The following is a 19726-nucleotide window of genomic DNA, read 5'->3' on the forward strand; positions in this document are numbered from 1 at the left end:
TCAGCGTGCGCCAGTGGGTTCCAGCCGACGCAGTCAGACTACCCACCGCCGAGGAACTCGAACGTTGGCGATCACGATCCGCCGAGTAATGCCCCAGGAGATGCCACACGAACACCTCCTGAGACACACCGGGCAATCGGCGACACCCAGAGAAGCCGCCGACGCCCGGCAACACGTCCCAATACGGACTAATGGGATCGAAATGGCTTCGGGTAGCCGAATTTCGCTTCAATTGTCGACGTTCCCCACGAAAACCGCTGTTCAGCGCCGGTCCCATCCTTATAGTGCCCCGCCGAGGGCACGAACCTGCGACAGTCGTCTACGCCCGCGGTCGGCCCTGGGGATCCCGCGTAGGAACCCCGCGTTCGCGGAACCGATTCAGAACGGTCATACCGTCAACACCCAGATGCGAACCAACCCTGGCAAGCGACCAACCCAGCCCGTAAAGATGAACGGCTTCATCAACCTGCTCGGACGTCAGACCACGGCGACGCATCCACACACCGTGCCGGTGCAGAATCTCGCTGACCGTCCGCCGCTCGATACCAAACCGCGCACCCAACTGATATACCGTCTCCCCACCCTCATATCCGGCGATCAGTTCCCGGACCTGATCAGTGCCGAGTTGCCGGGCCCGGCCGGGTTTGGATCGGGCGACGGGCGACGGGGCGGGTGCGGTGGAGTCGGGAAGCTTCCGGCGCAGCGCTTCCAAGGCTTCTACCTGCGATTTCGGGTTATAGTAAGCTCCCCCAAGGTCCACAGAACGGCAAAGCCACAGGTCAACGGCCTGTGACTTTGTTGCATTTGGGTAGTTATCCGAACCGTTTCCGTGCTGCAGCGCGCACAGCCGCGGCGTGTCGTGCACAAGTTTCCGGATGGGCTCGTGGTTGTCGTTGCTCGCGGTCGATGGCGGAAGTCGGCATCTGCACAACCGGCGCAGAGCACTACGACCTCGAGCTGTTCCAGGTCGCCTCACATGGCCAGAAGTGGATCACGGCCGTTGTGCGCACTCGCTACTGGGCGATCACCCGTGGTCAGATCTCCGGTTTCGTGCGCACCGCCGGGCTCGAATCCCCCAGCTGGCACATGCCCGACAAGACCGGGTTCTTTCAACCGGTCCTGACCGCGCACAAGCCATAGACCGCATCGCTGAGCCGTGTGAGAGGCTCCGACGCCGGCCGGACACTTTGAACCGCTCTGCCAGGTATCAATAGGGGATGCTGCAAACTCACCGTCGTCAATAATCGTCGGCCAGCCGAGCTGGCGGTAGAACTCGCGGAGTCGGGGAAGATCGCGCGCGCCGAGGGTGATCATCACATTCGCCAGGGGCGTGCTCATGGTCTCAGTACCGACCGGGGAGTTGCCCGCAATCGTGGCTGGGCAGGAATGTGAGCCGGGCGATTTCCCCGGGGACGATCACATGAGACAAGAACCGATCGCTCGCGATTGTTTAGTTCCGAGCCGATCACCGAATTACACGTGGTTCACGGCGCAGTCTACGGACGCTTGACCCTCCCGTAGGGGGAGAGCGCAGGGTCGTAGTTGACAGTGGTTCAACGCCAACAACGATCTAGGAGGATGTAATGACCGCGCAACTATCGCTGGATCCCGTGATCGCCTCGCATATCGCCGCGATCAACAGCTTCGACGTCGATGCCATCATGGACACCTTCGCCGATGATGCCCTCGTCAACGACTTTTCCCGGGAATTCTGGGGACCCGAGCACATCCGCGCTTTTGTGACCAAGGAGTTGGCGGGCGACCACGTCACGATGGCACTCGTCGAGGCGGTCGACAATGCTGGCATGTGGTGCGTGCGGTGCCGCTACGAGGGCGACTACGACAAAACGGGGCTGCCTGACCCGCTGATCATGACCAACTACATCCGAGTCCGCGACGGCAAAATCGTCACCTTGTTCATCATCAAAAACACTGCACCCCAGTACTGACCCGTCATGACCACAACCGTCAGCGTTGGACGCTTCGCCATCATGACCCACCTGAGTGTCAAAACACTGCGACACTACCACCAGGTCGGACTGTTGGAACCGGCCGAGGTCGACCCGCACACCGGCTATCGGTATTACGCACTGGAACAACTCCCGACCGCGCAGCTGATTCGGCGGCTGCGCGATCTGCGCATGCCGGTCGCCGGTGTCCGCGCTGTCCTCGTCGCAGGCAGCCCGGCCGCGCGCGACACCTTGATCGCCACCCACATCGATCACCTCGAGGCTGAACTAGCCAGCACGCAAGCCGCCGTGAACTCGCTGCGTGCCCTGCTCGAATGCGCGCCCGGACAACAACATCCGGTGCATCGGCGAGCCGAATCGAGTTTTCCGGTGCTGGCCATCACCGAGGACATCCGCAACCCCGCGGATATCGAAAGCTGGTGGCGCGACGCCTTACACGAACTGCGTGCCGCGGCTGACGATCACGCCATGCAGGTCACCGGACCCGCGGGCGGCCTTTACGACGAATGCCTTTTTCAGCACGAGCCTGGCGAAGCCATCGTCTACATACCTGTCACCACACCACTCGAACTGGGCAGGATCAAACCGCTGGTTATCCCCGCCGCCGAGGTCGCGGTGACCACGCACCGTGGATCGCACGCCGACATCGACCTGGCCTATGCGCAATTGGGTTCCTACATCACCGAGCACGAACTAGCCGTGGGCTGGCAACTACGCGAGTACTACCACCGAGACCACAGCCACACCACCGACTACACCCAATGGCGCACCGAAATCGCCTGGCCGATCATCGACACCCCGACTTAAAACACCCGGCACGCTGAGCACACGAGAATCCGGCGAGCATTGACCCCCGGCTTGCCCCCTCGTCGAGGGGAAGAACTCACAAATGGAGGACACCGTGTCTACTGCCACCACCACGCTGCAGATTGACCTCACGGGCAAACGAGCCCTAGTCACTGGGGGCACTCGAGGTATCGGCAAAGGCATCACCGATCGACTGCGTGCTGCTGGCGCGACCGTTGTCGTCGCCGCACGCAGCGCCCCCCACACGCCATCGCCAGAGGTGATCACCGCCGACATCGCCACCGCCGACGGGTCGGCAACCATCGCCGAACGCACCCTGGCCATACTCGGCGGCGTGGACATCGTCGTGCACAACGTCGGCGGTTCCCAGGTAAGCCGCGGAAGCGTCACAAACCTGACCGACGACGACTGGGATCAAGCCTTCCAGACCAACCTGTTCGGAGCCGTACGACTCGATCGAGCGCTCATCCCCTCGATGATCACCGGCCAAAGCGGCGTGATCATCCACATCACCTCGGTGCAACGCCGCCTGCCGATGCCGGGTACCGCACCCTACGCCGCCGCCAAGGCCGCCCTGGCCAATTACAGCAAAGCGCTGTCAGATGAATTGGCGCCCAACGGTATCCGTGTCAACAGTGTCTGCCCCGGATTCATCGAGACCGAAGCTGCCGCGGCATTCGTAAGCGAGCACGCCGAGAAACTACAGATCAGCATGGATGCCGCACGCGCACAGGTCATCAAATCCATCGGTGGCATCCCCCTTGGCAGAGCCGGAGATCCCACGGATGTCGGAGACCTCGTCGCGTTCCTGGCATCCGACCACGCCCGCTACCTGACTGGAGCCGAATTCCTCATAGACGGCGGCAGCACCCGCACCGTCTAAACCACAACAACCGGCTGACCGGCACAAGCCCAGCACGTGTGGATGACGCCTGTCTCACCCGTCATACCTCCACGCGCAAACGACGCAATCACCCGAAGGAGACACCACCGTGTACAAGCAGTTCGGAACCTACGGCGCATGGCTGAATCCCGCCCTCGGCAATGCGCCTCGGATCGAATACGCGCCTGAACTAGAAGAGCTCGGCTACGACACCATCTGGGTCGGCATCGGCGCCGACCCCGTCGGCGACATGAACCTACTGGAGCAGATGATCGAAGCCACCCGCACCGCGATCATCGCCAGCGCCATCATTAACATGTGGCAGGACGACGCCCACAGCATCGCCCACCACTACCACCGCATCGTCGACCACCACGGGCCACGCCTGTTGCTCGGCATCGGCCTGGGCCACCCTGAAAGCCGCGACAGCTACCAAAAGCCCTACGAGCACATGGTCCGCTACGTCGACACACTGCTCGAAGACCGCGTACCTGCCGAGGCCATCGTGATTGGGGCACTAGGGACCAAGACGCTGAAGCTCGCCGGCGAGCGAACCCTGGGAGCACACCCATACCTCACTGTGCCAGAACACACTCGGTACGCCCGTGAGCTCATGGGCCCCAACGCATTTCTGGCACCCGAACACAAGGTGGTGCTCACCGAAGACGTCGAAGAGGCCCGCAGGATCGGCCGCCCTGCGGTGCAATACCCCTACCTCGGCCTGCGCAACTACACCAGCAACCTGATCCGCCATGGATTCACCGAAGCCGACGTCGCCGGTTCCGGCAGCGATGCACTCATCGACGCTCTGGTCGCCCACGGATCCCCGGAAGCGATCTACCAACGCCTCAACGAGCACTTGGCCGCCGGCGCCAACCACGTAGGAATCCAGGTCTTCAACAGCGAGCCCGGAGCGTCACCGATGGTCGCTTTCCGCACCCTCGCCCAACACCGACCCGCCGCCTAACCATCCCAAGCACCAATCATCCGCAAAACAACCGAAATGGAGTAGCTCCGACCGGCCCGAGCTCGCGCAACGCCCGGCTGAACGAGACGACGAGGCTCAGGCAATACCCGTGATCCGCGCTAATGGCGTCCCTCGCAGCCTTTATGAACCGGCTCGGACACCACGAATCGGCGGCGACCATGACGGGTTTCGCGCCCATTTCATTGACCGCAGCGACGTTGCCCGAACTCGAGACGGCGATCTCCCACCTCCGCGATGTGCTAGGCGACCAGACCTACGAATCGCTCGCCCGCAAGGGTGAGACGATGACCACCGCCGAGATGGCGACCTACGCATACGACCAAATCGACCAGGCCCGAGCAGAACTCGACGAACCTGAGGCGAGCAGTGCCGGTTTCGGTTTCAGCGGGCCTGCCGAAACAGCCGCGGCAGTGCGTAGCGCAACCCGCAAACCCGTCGAGTAGCCGCCAGGGCGGCCATCACCCCATAGTCCCAGAAGTGCCCTCTCTTGCCACATATCGAGTGTTTTCCGCCGCCGACGATGCAGATGCGCGAGGAGTGCCTATAACCAGCGAACCGCCAAAAACCGCAGGTCACGCCTTCAGTGTCGCCTTGCGCGTGCCTACCGGATTGATCCGGAGCGTCGGCCCTTCGGCCGTGGGGTGGTTCGTTTGTCCCGTGGTGGCGGTGCTTGCCCGAGTAGAACGGCCGATCGGCGGCGACCCGGTCGATCGCGATCAGCGTACCGTCCAGGATCAGATAGGCATGCCCGGCAGTCTTGGCGTGGGCCAACGCTTTCCGCAGCGCTGGCGCTCGCGCGGCCAGCAACTCCACGGTCTCGGTGACATACCGCCACGCGGTCGCCGTCGATATCTCGAACCCGGCACCCAAATCGTCGAAGGTTTCTCCTTTGCGCAGGTAAGCCAGTACGAGCAGGGCCTGGCGGCCCGGTTGCGCAGCCGCCACACCGCCCCGATCCTTTGGCGGTGACGGCGGATCACTCCGGCCACGTAGTCGAGAGTCTGACGTGACAACGGCAGCGCGGAACGGTAGAAAAGCATCTGAAGCCGTTGGCGAACAGCGGTTGTGGTAAACAGCTGATCTACCAGGGGATTCGCCATTCACATCGGCGACACGCTGCACCAATCCTCAACGGCAACAACAGACCTCAGCCGAGGATGCAAAAGGCTCAGTGACCGGATCAACAGCGAAATGCCGGGCGACCCGGGACAAGGACCAGCCGATACCGTAAAGATCGACCGCCGGAGCCGGGCGGCATGGGCCAGCGCGATCGGCATCAACATCGTCGGCCTCGTACTCGACATCACCGGCTTGCTGACCGGACCAGGACGCAGCCGGACGGTTCGGAATCACCGCGGCCGCCGGAGCCTCTCCTGCTGGGTTGTGTCGATGATCCAGGCTGCGATCTGCGCGCGAGAAGTGAAGCCGAGTTTGGTCAGGATATGTTCCACGTGGCCTTCCGCTGTGCGTTGCGCGATCACCAATTTCGCGGCGATCTGCTTGTTGGTGAACCCTTGCGCGACAAGATCTGCGACCTGCTGCTCTCGCTTGGTCAAGCTCGGTTCCGAAACGTGGGTATCCCCGGTTGCCTCCTCCCCGAGGGCAAACGCGACCGCAACGTTCCTCTCCATGGATTGACCGCGCCGGAATTCCGCGCCGAATCGTCGCGCACCGAGCGCTTGCCGCACGGCGCGCTCACATTCCTCATGGGCGTGGGCCAGCTCTGGAAAAACAGAGTAACCGGGGGCAGAGGAGCGCAGCATATGTTCTGCGGCCCCCATCAGAACGGCCGCACGCTCGTTATCGCCGCCAATGCCGGTCCAGGCCAGCCCTTCGAGATCGAGCGCCACCACGACGGGGGTGGGGGCGCGCTGGTCTACTCGCAACGACTCCTGCAGCAGGGCCTGCGCATAGATGTGCTCGCCTTGCCGCCACGCGGCGATCCCCCGTCCCCACAGCGCGGACGGTCGAAACAGCGATTCACCGGACGCCTCGGATACCGATAACACTTTCTCGTAATAGCCGATGGCCCGCGGAATATCGCCTATCGCAGCGTGGGCCGAACCGAGAAACATCAACGCGGCGATGTACGGGTGTCCCGGCCGCATCGATCCGAATACCTCGACTGCACGCTCCAAGCAGGAGACCGCGTGCCTGGTTTCGTCTCGATACAGCGCCAGGAGACCCCCGGCGCACGCGACCATCGCGTCATTGAGGGGCGTGCGATCCTGGTCGGCCAGCGTACGTTCCCGCTCCAGGACATGAGCCGCTGAGTCGAGGTCTCGCTGTAGCGATGCCATGATCGTGCTGGCATGGAGCGCTGGAAGCCGACCCGGCATCGAGACAGCCCGAGGGTGCGCGAGGGTGCGGTCCAGCCAGCGTCGGCCTTCACCATGCAGACCCCGGAAATCCCAGAATATGAAGAGCGCGGCGGCGGTACGCAGCCCGGCCTCGGCCGAGTTCTCGCTGTCCTCGGACAGCGAGAACTCGAGGGCATCACGCAGGTTGGGCTGCTCCCGATCGAGCCGGGCCAGCCAGTCGAGCTGCCGATCACTGACCCACTCGACCTCGGCATTCACCGCCAATCGCTGGTACCAATCGCGATGTCGCCGGCCGATGTCTGCGTGTTCGCCTGCTTGTTGCAACTGCTCGCGCCCATATTCGCGCAAAGTCTCGAGCATCCGGAAGCGCACGACGCCATCGGGTTCCTCTCGAAGCACGACAGATTTGTCGACCAGTGCGGACAATGCGTCCAGCACGTCCCCGGGTTCCAGGTCGGTACCGCAGATTTGCTCAGCCGCGTCGAGTTCGAAACCACCCGCGAACACCGACAACCGGGCCCACAGTCGCTGCTCGGCCTCCGTACACAGCTGATAGCTCCAGTCGATGCACCACCGCAGCGTCCGTTGCCGCCGCGGCGCAGTGCGGGTACCACGGGTCAGCAGTGCATACCGGTCGGTCAGTCGCTCGAGTATCTGCTCCGGTGACATCGTGCGCATGCGAGCCGCAGCGAGCTCGATCGCCAGCGGCAAACCATCGAGCCGCGAACATATCCCGGCCACAGCCGCACTGTTGCCCTCGGTGATGTCGAAGCCCGGCACCACCGCAGCCGCGCGATCGGCGAACAGGCTGACCGCATCGAATCTGGCCAATCCTCGGAGTGTGTGCAGATCGTCGCGAACCGGAGTGGACAGCGGTAACACCCGCAGTACCGCCTCCCCGGCGATATCCAGCGGCTCACGGCTGGTAGCCAGAATCCGCAGAGACGGACAAGCCACCAATAATGTCTCGACCAGGGGGGCCAAAGCCTGCACGACCTGTTCGCCATTGTCGATGACAAGCAGCATTTCCCTCTGACGCAAAAACTCGACGAGCATGTCCTGCACCGGTCGAGCCGAATCGCATCTGATACCCAGGCCGGCCACCACGACGTCGGCCACCAGGGATGGATCGCGCACATCGGCCAGCTCGATCATTCGAACCCCATCGGCAAATTCGCGCCGAACATTCCATGCCGCCCGTCTCGCCAACCGGGTCTTGCCCACACCACCGATCCCTGCCAGCGTCACCAACCGCGATGCCGACAGCAGGTTCTTGATCTCCGACAGCTCAGCTCGGCGGCCGACGAAGCTCGTAAGGTTGGCCTCCAGGTCTCCGGTGTACCCGGGGTTCGGCGCAGTCCTAGCCGGCCCCGATCTCGGTATCGCCGACGTCTGATTCGGCCCGGCCGGACGGTCATGCAATGCCATCTCGGTGAGTTGATATCCATGGGCGTGCTGGACCTCCCGGATGGCCTCACCCAGACCTGCCGCGGACGGTCGCTCATGCGGATCACGATTCATCGCGGACTCCACCACAGCCGCCAGATCGTCGGGAACGCCACTCTCGCGCAGGTCAGGCACAGGCTGGCTGGTGATCCGCAGAAACTGCGCCACCACCTGCTCACCGCTATGACGTTCGTACGCAGCATGTGCGGTCAACGCACAGAACAAGGTCGCGCCGAGCCCATAGACATCCGCGGCCGGCGTCGAAGCCTCACCACTGAGCACCTCGGGCGCTGTGAACGCAGGCGACGCCGTCAAGATGCCCGAGGCCGTCCGGAACCCGCCGGCAACCCGCGCGATACCGAAATCGGTCAACGCCGGCTCACCGTAATCGGTGAGCAGGATATTGTCCGGCTTCACATCGCGATGAACTATCCCGAGCCCGTGCGCGCTCTCGAGCGCGCCGGCGATCTTCACCCCGATCACCAACAGAGTCTCCACCGGGACAGGCCCCTCCCGACGAATCCGCACATCCAATGAGTCCAACGGGTGATACGGCATCACCAGATAAGGCCGCCCACTCGCCATAACCCCCACCTGCAGCACAGTGACAATATTCGGATGCCCGGTCAGCCGCCCCATAGCCTGCTGCTCACGAAAGAAACGTGCCCGATTGTCAGCATCCAACTCCGCAGTGAGTACCCTGACCGCAACCGTCCGGTCCAGCACAACCTGCCTGCAGCGGTAGACCACACCGAAACCACCGTGCCCGATCTCCTCCGCATCCTCGAACCCCGATGCGCTCAACTCCGCCGCGACAGAAGTACGCACGTCACCGCCGGTCCGCACCGGATCATCACTGACCATCAGTGGCGGGCCATCCACTGAGCATGTGTACTGACACCGGGCACCATGCGCTTACCTTCCGACAATGCCCAGCGTATCGCCAGCCAGCGTCCGAGCTGCACAACCGAGTCACAGCCGTGACGCCCGGGTGCTACTGACAGCACCCGCCCACCGACAACGTGCCGGAATTCGCGCGCCACGCTCGAGCCAGCGACTTCTTCAGGTGAAACTTCAGCTCGCGCGACTCGTGCGCACTGTTCATCGAAGCCCTTGGTTATGAGATTTGTTCTGGCGCAAGATAAATCATCAGCCAAGGGCTTCGTGCATGATCAACTTGGACACCCGGACACGACCTCAGACGGTCGGGTGGCCCAGGGGAATCTCACCCCTGGGCTCCCACGGAACGGAGCGTGACAGTCGCCCGTCACTCCGCTCTTCTCATCTTCCCCAGTCGAACTCGCGCTCCCATGCCCAGTGCTTGAACAGGCCGGGCTCTCGATCGACGACCCCGGTCCACCACGCCCTGCGGCGTTTGAACGAGCGCAGCCGCTTGTATTTCTTTCGCGCCCAGCGCGTCAGGTAGGTGTTGACGCGCCGTAGGAGAGGATACAGCTGCGACCGGTAGAAACGGCCGTAGTAGTTCATCCAGCCCGCCATAACAGGATTCATCCATTCAGCGAGCTCATCGAGATCGTTCCTGACGCGCATGTGGATCCGCCATGAGCGGACCCGTCGACCCATCTCCTTGAGCGCCCCCGCGCTGACCGCCGGAAGGAAGGACGTGAACGCCCGCCCATCCGGATATTGGGCCTTGCGGGGACCGAACGTGTATCCCAGGAACGTGAACGACATGTGCTCGAACGAGCCACGCCGCCGAGAGTCCTTGCAGTACACGATCTTTGTCTTGTCGGGATGCAATCGCAGCCCGACCTGTTCCATTCTCTCGGAGAGCGCGGCCAGCACCTGCCGGGCCTGCCGCTCGGTCACGCAATGCACCACGGCATCGTCGGCGTAACGCTCGAACTCCACTGTCGGGAACTCTCTTTCGAGCCACGTGTCGAACGCGTAGTGCATGAAAAGGTTGGCCAAGACGGGCGATACCGCCGAACCCTGTGGGGTTCCCTGGTGCCGCTCGGCCAAGGTTCCGTCGGACTGTTGCAGCGGAGCGGCGAGCCACCGCTTCACATACAGCAGCACCCAGCGTTGTTCGGTGGTGATGTTGGCCGCTACCGCCTTGACCATCAGGTCCCACGGCACGCTGTCGAAGAACTTGGCGACATCGAGATCGATCACCCAATCCTTGCTCCAGCACCGCTCTCGGCACTTGGCCACCGCATCCAGTGCCGAGCGACGGGGCCGATATCCGTAGGAGTCGTCATGAAAGATCGACTCCGTGCGGGGCTCCAGCGCCATCGCCGCCACCGTCTGAGCGACCCGATCGGCCACGGTCGGCACCCCGAGAATTCGGGAGCCTCCCCCAGCCTTGGGTATCTCCACCGCCAGCACCGGAGGCGGAAAGTAGGTCCCCGACGACATCCGGTTCCAGATCTTGTAGAGGTTGTTCCTCAGATCGGTCTCGAAGTCGGCGAGGGACTGCCGATCCACCCCGGCGGCCCCCTTGTTGGCCTTGACTCTCTCGTATGCCTCCCACACCAGCCGCTTCCGAATATTGAACGGCTTGTCCTGCGGTTCCGACATGCCCACCCGCTTCCTCCCGGACCAGCGTCCGGTTGTTCGTGCGCACAAATCGACAGATGAGCCGGCCCCTTCGCTCCACCCCCATTACAGGAGCTTCCCCGCTACTACGAGCCGGTCCGCCAGCGAACGCCGCGACGGTACTCAACACCTCACAGTTGCTGCTGCTCGGCGCACTCCCTCTCGCCACCAACCCTTTTCAGGTCCGGCAGCCATATCGGCATCCGCCTTCCCACGTTCCATGCAGAAGCCGCAGACCGGACTCGCGCCGCCTCCATGCCGGACACCACCTGGCCAACCAGCGGGCACCCGCCAGGCTCATCCCGGCGCCATTTAACCGCCCCGGTTTCGATGTCAGCTGCTTGTTTCGACACGTCATCAACGGTTCGCTCGCGCTCGCCTTCCCGGTCCCCACCTGACGCATCACGTGCGCCTTCTCCTCGACGCTCACCACGACGGTCTTCAGCCAACGCAGCTCGAGGTGGTTTGAAGCCTCCCCCCGCAGAGGCGGCTCCGAAGGGCCACAAAACCTTCATCTCCTGCACAGCACCGCATCCAGCAAGGTCACCTACCTATGGGACCTCCCCTTCCGCGCTCGTGGCGCACTTAAAAGTCAAGCTGGGCTTCGCCCTTCGCGTGCAGAGTGTTGTACATCTGCGCGGCGCCGGCGATGCCGACCGGAATTCCCAGCGCGGCGCCGCCGATGAGCGCGCCTGCACCACCGACGGTCGCGATGCCGACCGCGCAGCCGACGACGGTGCCGAGCGAGGTCAACACGATGGTCGGGGCGGTCAGCGCGCCGCTGGTGACCACGCCGAGCGGACAACCGATCCGGGCACCCGCCACACCACCGATCGTGCTGCCCACACCGCTGGCCAGATCGAAGTCCATTTCGACCGTGCCGAGCGCACGCTCGAAATCGCTTTGCTGGTCCACAGGGTCGGCAGTGAGCTTGTCGATCGCAGTCACCGGAGCACCATTCGACACCGGCCGCACAGCCGCAGCCACACTAACGGCCTGCGCTTCACTATTCTTCCTTGTCTGGAACCCATACCGAACTGCAGAGACAAGACCGCCGGGCGGCGGATCGGGTCGTATCGGCCTACACCGCCGAGCCCGGCACCGAGGACGTCGGACGGCTCGCCCTGCGCACTGTCCTCGGCACGCAACTCCCGGTCGAATAGGACCGCGAGGGCAGCCATTCGATCTCGGCATGCACTCGCACCACGCGCCGCTCGGTGAGTTCGCGAAACGTAACCATATCCCCGACGCAGATCAGCGCCGTGTCGTGGGTGTCGCAGAACTCGCGAAGTTCGTCACCGGTGGCCAGTGCCGTCGAATCGCGTTCGCTCACCAGGGCGCACAGGCCGCCGACCGGCGGTAGTTCAGCGATGCTCAGCAGGTCGAGGAGGCATTCGCCCGGTCGCGGTCTGTCGAGTACACCGCCGGGGGCGACCAGTTCGACGACGAGGTGCCCGGGCCGGGTGAAGGCGTCCGGGTGCGCGTGCTGGTGAGCGAGCAGTGCGAGAGTCCGAGCGCGGTCCTGCGCGGAAATACCTGTGGACGTGCCCTCGATCGCATCGACCGAGACCGCGTAGTGTCTGTCGATTCCGGGGCCCGTCGACGCGATCAGCGGAAGACCGAGGGCCCGGGCACGGTCGGGCAGCATTGCCGCGCAAAGGAATCCGGAACCATATCGAACGGCCCATGCGACGAGGCTTTCGGACGCGAGGCTACCGGCGAACGCGAGATAGCCGACGCCGTCGGTGTCATCGGCGATGACGACAGCACGGCCGTCGAGGATACTGTCGACGGCGTCCGACACACGTCCCACGGTGTTGCGCAGGTGCTCGAGTTCAGCGGCACTCGGACGATGTTTCGTCATGACAGGCTCCGTGTGTCCGTGCGCAGCCCCGCCTGGTGCAGCAGCGGCATGACCTCGGCGTTGAAGCGGTCGATACCCTCGGTGTAGTCGAGCCAGCCGAGGGCGGCGCCGCCGATTCCCAGACCGCTCAGGCGGGCGAGTTGCTCGGCAACCTGTTCGGCGGTGCCCACCAGCGGCAACGCACCCCACCCGGCGACGTATGCCCGGGCCCGCTTGGCCACGAGTTCTGGCGGGAGTGCCTGGGCGCCACCGCTGATGATATTGTTCGCCAGGCGCTGGGCGGTCTCCAGGTCACCGAGTTCGTCGACGTACCACTCGAAGTAACGTTTGGCCTCCGCTTCGGTGTCCTTCACCACGACGGTGCAGAAGGTCAGTGCGTTGAGCTCGCGGTTCAATCCGGCAGCGTGCGTCTTACAACGCTGCATCGTCTGTTCGAGCAGGTCCCAGTTGTCGCTGCCGACGAAACAGTAGTCCGCGTGCGTAATCCCGAAGTCCAGGCCGGCGGGCGACTGGCCGGCGGCGACAATCACCGGCCGTTGCTGGACCGTTTTCGGCTCGAGGTATCCCTTCTCGACGGTGTAGAACCTGCCCTGATGGTCGAGTTCACCGTGCTTGGCCCACAGCGATTCCATGATCTCCAGCCACTCGGCCGACATCAGGTAGCGATCGTCGTGCGGCAACTGCTCGATGCCGAACATGCCGAATTCGGCGGCATTCCAGCCCGAAACGATGTTGAGCCCGAATCGGCCGCCGCTGATGTTATCGATCGTCGCGGACAGTTTCGCCGCGAGCATCGGATGGTAGATCGGCACGTGACAGGTGGCGAAGACCTGAATTCGCTGCGTCAGGGCCGCCATCGCGGCGGCCCAGGTGAAGCATTCGTACTGTTCGGCATTCGCGTTGTACTTGCCGCCGTGCCCGCGCCACCGGCCGATGGGGAGCAGGAACTCCCAGCCGGCATCGTCGGCCGCCTTGGCGACCGAGACGTTCTCGTCCCAGTCCAGCGTGGGCTTCGATGCGCCGGAGAGCATCATGCCCCCGCTGACATTGAGACAGAAGACGCCGAGTTTCAAAGCGTTATCGCCGAAGAACGACGACCGCTGGGGGGAATCTTGCTGACCGGTCATGACGCGACCTCCTTGGGGCGCTCGCAGACGAAAATTGAGCTTGCACTGCCGCGGCGAGGTGAACGGTGGCCAGGTCGGCACGGCGACCGGCCCGGCCCCAGTGGACCCGCCGGCCTCGAGACTGCCCGCAGGAAGTACACACGGTGACGCTAATCTCGAGCCGGGCCGAATGTCAACACTCATGTTGATAAAAGTGGTTCGAAAGTGGATATCATGGCCACCCACCAAGGATCATAGTTTTCAATACGTCCGTTGACAGTGCGAATCGGCCGTATCTACCATCGAGGCGTCTCGTCCGGCGCCGGCGCGAACAGGGAATGTACGCGCCGGAGTCAGGCCCCGTCACCCCAATGGAGGACTCAATGGACGGAAACCCCCTGAAGGATCGCCTGGCCCGGCGTGAGCCGCTGTTCGGCGGATGGTGTTCCACCGGAACACCTTTCGTCGCCGAGGTCATCGCGCTGCAGGGCTACGACTTCATCGGCCTCGACGCGCAGCACGGCCTGTGGAGCTACGACCGGCTGCTGTCGAGCATGATGGCACTGGCGCGAACCGGTGCCGGGATCATCGTGCGCATGCCGTCGCGCGACGCGGCGGCCGCCGGCCGGATGCTGGACGCCGGCGCGCACGGCATCATCTTCCCGATGATCGAAACTGCCGACGACGCGCGTGAGGCGGTCGAGGCCTGCCGCATCCACCCCGACGGCCGGCGCAGCTTCGGGCCTGTGCGCGCCTCCCAGTCGTTCGGTCGCGATCCGATCGCGGTGAGCGAGGGCGTGAGCTGCATCGTCATGATCGAAACCGCCCTCGGTGTGGCGAACGTCGAGGCGATCACCGCGGTGCCCGGCATCGACTGCATCTATATCGGGCCCGGCGACCTGGCGATCACGATGGGTCTGCCGCCGGGCAACGATCCGATACCCGGTCCGCACGCCGACGGGATCGAACGCGTACGCAAGGTCGCCGAGGCCCACGGCATCGCGGTAGGCATGCCGTGCAGCACCGCGGCGAGCGCAATCACGTTGGCGGAGCGGGGATTCAGCTTCCTGGCGGTGGGCGCGGACACCTGGTGGCTCACCGAGCGTGCCCGCACCGAGGCGGAATCGCTGCGCGCGGCGGGCCACCTCGGCTCCTAGTTTTCAACATTGGCGTTGACAACGCTTACCTCCGGGGCTAACGTCCCAGGTGGAAACGATATTTTAACCCCGGCAGATCCGTTGCACTCCCTGGCCGGATTGTTTCTGACTCGCCGAGTTGTTCACGAATGGATGGTGGTTGACGATGAGTCGGATAACGCTGATCTCGAGCGACGGGCATGTCGCTGCACACATGGGTGACTATCGCCCCTACCTCGAGTCGAGGTACCACGAGGACTTCGATGCGTTTCTCATCGATTACCGCAAATACGGTGTGGTGACCACGGATTCGACGAACATCATGAATCGGCTCGACCCTGACGTCGCGGCCGAGTGGCAGGAAAAGGTCACCAACACCGGCCGACTCGAAGCGAGTTGGGATCCCGCCCGGCGTGTCGCCGAGCTGGACCGAGAGGGCATCGCGGCCGAGGTCCTGTTCCAGGAGTTCGCGACGCCGTTCCTGATGAGCTCGCCGACCCACGCCGCCACGTTGCAGGTCGCGCAACCGACCGATGACCAGCTCAGCGCGGGGTACCGGGCATACAACCGGTGGGTCAGCGACTTCCGCGCATACGCGCCACACCGGTGGGCGCCCATGGCGGCGATCAGCCTGCACGATGTCGAGGCGGCGGTCACCGAGATCGAAGCCGTCAAGGAGATGGGATTCTCCGGCATCGCGCTGCCGGCACTCCCCGGCGACGACCGGCCGTACCAGCCGCAGTACGACCGGATATGGGCCGCCCTGCAGGACAACGATCTTGTCGTCAACATTCACGTCGCGATCGGCAGCACCCTGCCTTCGTACACGCAGGCGCCCACCCTGACCTCGGCGCGCGCCATGGTCGGCGCGGACATCTTCACCAGCGTGCGAAACCTGTTGCCGGCGTTGATCTTCGGCGGCGTCCTGGAGCGGTTCCCGAGGCTGCGGATCGTGTTCACAGAGACGCATTCCGACTGGGTGCTGGGCGCTTTGCAGCGGATGGACCACTCGTACGACCGCAGTGACCTGCGGCGTGACATCCGCGAGGTCGTCCCGATGCGGCCGAGCGAATACTGGCGCCGCCAGTGCTACCTCGGGTCCTCGCTGTTCTCGCGCGCCGAGGTCGCGGCCCGCCATCGCATCGGCCTGGACAAGATGATGATCGGCATCGACTTCCCGCACAGTGAGGGCGCCTGGCGTTTCGGCACCCGCGAATACGTCAAGGCCACCTTCGGTGCCGAGCACGTGCCGGCCGTCGACGCGCGCAAGATGTTCGGCTCGAACGCCGCGGCCGTCTTCGGGTTCGACCTGCCCGCACTGGACGCACTCGCCGAGAAGATCGGACTCGACGAGGCCGACGCGCTGACCCCACCCGAGGTGCAGCCGACCTATCGCGGTGACCTGGATCGCCCGCTCATCGGGGCCTGATCGCACACGGATATAGGAGAGGAGCCGGCGATGCATATCGTGGACACGACGCGACTGCCGTGGGAACTGGTGGTTCCGAATACCCGGGGCGGCGACGTTTGGCGCAAGGTCATCCTGGCTGCGAAAGGCGGCAAGCAAGTCAGCTACGATATTCGGTTCGAGCGCTTCGGGGAGGGGGATCGCGGGTACAACTCGATCCGGCATCGCCATGATTTCGAGCAGTTGCGCTTTGCCGCTCTCGGCCGGATGGACCTCGGATTCGATGTCCTCGAAGAAGGTGACGTCGGGTATTTTCCGGCCAACGCTTATTACGGGCCGCAGAAATGCGAGGGTGCGCTGATTCTGGTCGCGCAGTGGGGCGACCGATTCGTCACCAAGGAGGAGAGCGACGCGGCCGTCGCCGAACTGTCCAAGCACGGTGAATTTCGCGACGGCATCTACCACGCCGTCGGCGAGGGCGGCCGCCCCTTCAACAAGGATCCGCTGAACGCGATCTGGGAGCAGGTGTTCGGTGAGCCCTATAAGCCTCAGAAACCGCGCTACCGGCAGCCGGTGCTCATCACCCCGTCGGCCTTCGGCTGGTCGGAGTCCGACGGGGTCACCCAGAGCCGCAAGCACGGCGTCTTCACCGAGAACGGGCTGGCGGTCGAGTCGGTGCAGTGGCATACGGACGGATCATTCGAGGCGCCGGCCGGTGATCCCCGCCCGACATTCCTGTTCACCACGAAGGGCAGCTTCACCCACGACGGCCAGGAATTCGGACCGCACACCGGAGTGTGGGCCGAATCCGGTGAAGGTGTCACAGTGGGTGGCGAATCGGGCAGCGAATTGCTGATGGTCCGCTTCCCCGCACCCTCGAGCCGTATCACGCTCGGCCTGTCCTGATTTCGGAAACAATGGAGTAGAACCGAATATGAACCAAATGCGATTCGATGGCCGAGTCGCCCTCATCACGGGGGCCGGCCGCGGACTGGGACGTGCCTATGCCGAATTGCTCGCATCACGCGGCGCGATGGTTGTAGCCAACGACCTTGCGGTGGAATCGGTCGACCGGGATGAGGATTCGTCCAGTCCCGCGGTGCTCGAGACGATTCAGCACGCCGGCGGAAACGCCGAAATGATATATGCCGACCTCGCATCGGAGGCGAGTTCTCGTGAACTCGCCCGCGAGGCGCTGCGCAAGCACGGCCGGGTGGATATTTTCATCCACAATGCGGGCACCGCCACCGGCAGCCTCGACCATCACCTCGACCTTCATCTGAAGGGTGCCGTGTGGGTGCTGCACGAGCTCTGGCCGGGAATGGTGGAACGCCGGTACGGCCGGGTGCTGATCACGACATCGGGCGTCGGGATGTACGGTTCCGGCGCCGGCGGACAGCGCGCCGACGACGCGAGCGCGACCGGGTTCGGCGAGAACTGGCTGTACGGGGTGGCCAAGGCCGGCGCGTACGGCCTCACCCGGCATCTGGCGAACCGAGGCCGGGCCGCCGACATCAAGGTCAACGCCATCGCACCGATCGCCTACACAGCGGCCGCGCGGCACGCCACGACGGGGCGCACCGAGGACCCGACCGGCCGCTTGCAGTGGATTCGAGAGCAATGCACGCCGGAACGAGTGGCACCGGTGGCCGCGTACCTCGTGCACGACGACTGCGCAGTCACCGGCGAGGTCTGGCGGGCGGCGGGCGGCAAGGTTGGGCGCATCTTCGTCGCCGAGACACCGGGAATCGAGCTGACGGACCTGCGGCTCGAGGACGTGCGGGACAACATCGAGACGATCCGGGACGAGAAGGGCTACACCGTCCCCGCATCGTCCGGTGTGGGCTGATCACGCTGATCGAGGAGAATTCTGGTGGATACCACAACGACCGTGAGCGGCAACGGAATGGATGCCCGATTGCGCCTGCTGCTCGACGAACGCGAGATCAAAAATTGTGTGCTGCGATACTGCCACGGCACCGACCGGCTGAACTGGGATTTGGTGGCCGACTGCTACATGCCCGAAGCTGCCGATGACCACGGCGCCTTCCAGGGCGGGCCGGCGGAACTGGCCGGCTGGCTGGCCGCCAAAGCCAAGTATCGCGGCGCTAAACAGCACATCGTCGCCAACCAGCTGGTCGAAATTTCCGGCGACCGCGCGGTCTGCGAAAGCTACTACCTCTGCTACATCGAATTCATCGACGACCCCGAATTCGTCACGAACGGTGGCGCCGAGGCCGTCCTGATGGGCGGCCGCTACGTCGACCGCATGGCCCGCATCGAGGGCACCTGGAAAATCGCCGACCGGGTTTCGCTCGTGGACTGGACGCGCAGCCTCGGCGAACCCGCGTACTGGTCCTCGCCCGCGGCGGCAACCTTCACCAAGGGCCGCGGCGACGACCAGGATCCGGCCCGCCTCGCATTCGCCGAGCTGGGCCTGAGCCCGGGGGTTCGAGTATCGCACTGAACGTGCGACGAGGGGCGAAGCGCCTTCCCGGACTGTGAAAATCGAAGTTGTAAGACTCGATTATTCTGTCCGGGAAGGCATTTCGATTACCGATGACAACCACGATATTGGCGATGCGGGTGCCCGATGTGCCATCACGGGCGGAATGGAGACGGCGCCGCGACAGCCGTCCGTCCCGCGGCATCCCGGCCGCCGGCCACTGCGGAGCATGAGTTCCATCGCCTACTGTGGACCGCCACATAGACGGCCGACATCGACCAGCTGTCCGGTCTCCTCCGGCTCGACGCCACCATGGTCGACGTCGGCCTCGGGCTGTCGTCGAGCAGGGGCGTGACGCGATCATGGACCGGGCCCGGCAAAGTCTGGGCAGCGGGTACGCGGGGCCGTCCACGACCTGCGGATCTACGGGCTCAGCCGATCCGGTGGCCGCCGCGGAAGAACGGCAGCGAAGATCGTCGGCTCGATATCTATTGCCGCTGGATTACTCGCCATCGAGTCGGACGCTGCGGTCGTAAGCCCATCCTACGAATCGGGCTTACATATTTCAACATATATGTTGATTACATTGACGATGGTGATGCGTCTCCGACCAGCTGAGCAGAGCTGTCAGCCAGCATAGTCGTGGCGAGTAGCCGCCGACATGGGGCACAGAAATCCAGGGCCTCATGATCGTTCAACCACTTCGTTGACAACCTGATGTGACCGAGCTAACGTTTCTGTCCGAGGGTAGGAGCCCCGTCGGAACCCCGGAACTCGGTCTGCCCGACTGGA

Annotated in this window: 16 protein-coding genes and 1 pseudogene; 11 read left to right on the top strand and 6 right to left on the bottom strand. The window is 64.1% G+C overall.

Annotated features, from left to right (window positions below):
• The first annotated feature begins 448 nt into the window (after nt 1-448).
• The 6 genes from ON40_RS52235 to ON40_RS31765 all read left to right on the top strand — a co-directional run bounded on the left by ON40_RS52235 (nt 449) and on the right by ON40_RS31765 (nt 4627).
• Complete coding sequence (locus ON40_RS52235; RefSeq protein ID WP_157186490.1) at nt 449-793, top strand: hypothetical protein; 345 nt, start codon at nt 449-451, stop codon at nt 791-793.
• Between the two features lie 113 nt (nt 794-906).
• Nucleotides 907-1140, top strand: a complete 234-nt coding sequence (locus ON40_RS31745) for a hypothetical protein (RefSeq protein WP_040828740.1) — start codon at nt 907-909, stop codon at nt 1138-1140.
• 443 nt (nt 1141-1583) lie between these two features.
• Nucleotides 1584-1949: a nuclear transport factor 2 family protein gene (locus ON40_RS31750; RefSeq protein WP_040828741.1), complete on the top strand. Its 366-nt coding sequence runs from the start codon at nt 1584-1586 to the stop codon at nt 1947-1949.
• 6 nt (nt 1950-1955) lie between these two features.
• Nucleotides 1956-2777: a MerR family transcriptional regulator gene (locus tag ON40_RS31755; protein ID WP_040828742.1), complete on the top strand. Its 822-nt coding sequence runs from the start codon at nt 1956-1958 to the stop codon at nt 2775-2777.
• Nucleotides 2778-2859: 82 nt separating this feature from the next.
• Nucleotides 2860-3660 carry an oxidoreductase gene (locus ON40_RS31760; RefSeq protein ID WP_040828743.1) on the top strand — a complete coding sequence of 267 codons (801 nt, stop codon included), beginning with the start codon at nt 2860-2862 and terminating at the stop codon, nt 3658-3660.
• 109 nt (nt 3661-3769) lie between these two features.
• Nucleotides 3770-4627, top strand: coding sequence for a TIGR03620 family F420-dependent LLM class oxidoreductase (locus tag ON40_RS31765; RefSeq protein WP_040828744.1), 858 nt, complete (start codon nt 3770-3772; stop codon nt 4625-4627).
• 669 nt (nt 4628-5296) lie between these two features.
• Here the strand turns inward: ON40_RS31765 and ON40_RS56525 are convergent.
• From ON40_RS56525 to ON40_RS31800, 6 genes and pseudogenes are all read right to left on the bottom strand, one after another.
• A pseudogene (locus ON40_RS56525) lies at nt 5297-5770 on the bottom strand (transposase family protein); the annotation flags it as partial.
• Nucleotides 5771-5997: 227 nt separating this feature from the next.
• Nucleotides 5998-9279, bottom strand: a complete 3282-nt coding sequence (locus ON40_RS31780) for a protein kinase domain-containing protein (RefSeq protein WP_040828791.1) — start codon at nt 9277-9279, stop codon at nt 5998-6000.
• Between the two features lie 417 nt (nt 9280-9696).
• Complete coding sequence (gene ltrA, locus ON40_RS31785; protein WP_040828747.1) at nt 9697-10956, bottom strand: group II intron reverse transcriptase/maturase; 1260 nt, start codon at nt 10954-10956, stop codon at nt 9697-9699.
• Nucleotides 10957-11559: 603 nt separating this feature from the next.
• Complete coding sequence (locus ON40_RS31790; RefSeq protein WP_040828748.1) at nt 11560-11922, bottom strand: hypothetical protein; 363 nt, start codon at nt 11920-11922, stop codon at nt 11560-11562.
• Nucleotides 11923-12055: 133 nt separating this feature from the next.
• Complete coding sequence (locus tag ON40_RS31795) at nt 12056-12838, bottom strand: 3,4-dihydroxy-2-butanone-4-phosphate synthase (protein ID WP_051193812.1); 783 nt, start codon at nt 12836-12838, stop codon at nt 12056-12058.
• On the bottom strand, nt 12835-13965 hold the full coding sequence (locus ON40_RS31800) for an LLM class flavin-dependent oxidoreductase (RefSeq protein WP_040828749.1): 1131 nt from the start codon (nt 13963-13965) through the stop codon (nt 12835-12837). The genes ON40_RS31795 and ON40_RS31800 overlap by 4 nt, the downstream gene beginning before the upstream one ends.
• A 362-nt stretch (nt 13966-14327) precedes the next feature.
• On the opposite strand from ON40_RS31800, the gene ON40_RS31805 reads away from it, so the two are divergent.
• From ON40_RS31805 to ON40_RS31825, 5 genes are all read left to right on the top strand, one after another.
• The gene (locus ON40_RS31805; RefSeq protein ID WP_051193813.1) at nt 14328-15101 is read left to right on the top strand and encodes an HpcH/HpaI aldolase family protein; all 774 of its coding nucleotides are present in this window, start codon (nt 14328-14330) and stop codon (nt 15099-15101) included.
• Between the two features lie 145 nt (nt 15102-15246).
• Complete coding sequence (locus tag ON40_RS31810; RefSeq protein WP_040828750.1) at nt 15247-16509, top strand: amidohydrolase family protein; 1263 nt, start codon at nt 15247-15249, stop codon at nt 16507-16509.
• Between the two features lie 30 nt (nt 16510-16539).
• Nucleotides 16540-17394: a hypothetical protein gene (locus tag ON40_RS31815; RefSeq protein WP_040828752.1), complete on the top strand. Its 855-nt coding sequence runs from the start codon at nt 16540-16542 to the stop codon at nt 17392-17394.
• Between the two features lie 28 nt (nt 17395-17422).
• Nucleotides 17423-18337: an SDR family NAD(P)-dependent oxidoreductase gene (locus ON40_RS31820; protein ID WP_040828754.1), complete on the top strand. Its 915-nt coding sequence runs from the start codon at nt 17423-17425 to the stop codon at nt 18335-18337.
• A 42-nt stretch (nt 18338-18379) separates the two neighbouring features.
• Nucleotides 18380-18955, top strand: a complete 576-nt coding sequence (locus tag ON40_RS31825) for a nuclear transport factor 2 family protein (RefSeq protein WP_157186493.1) — start codon at nt 18380-18382, stop codon at nt 18953-18955.
• The last annotated feature ends 771 nt before the right edge of the window (nt 18956-19726 follow it).

Source organism: Nocardia jiangxiensis NBRC 101359 (genome assembly GCF_000308615.1).
Taxonomy (GTDB): Bacteria; Actinomycetota; Actinomycetes; order Mycobacteriales; family Mycobacteriaceae; genus Nocardia; species Nocardia jiangxiensis.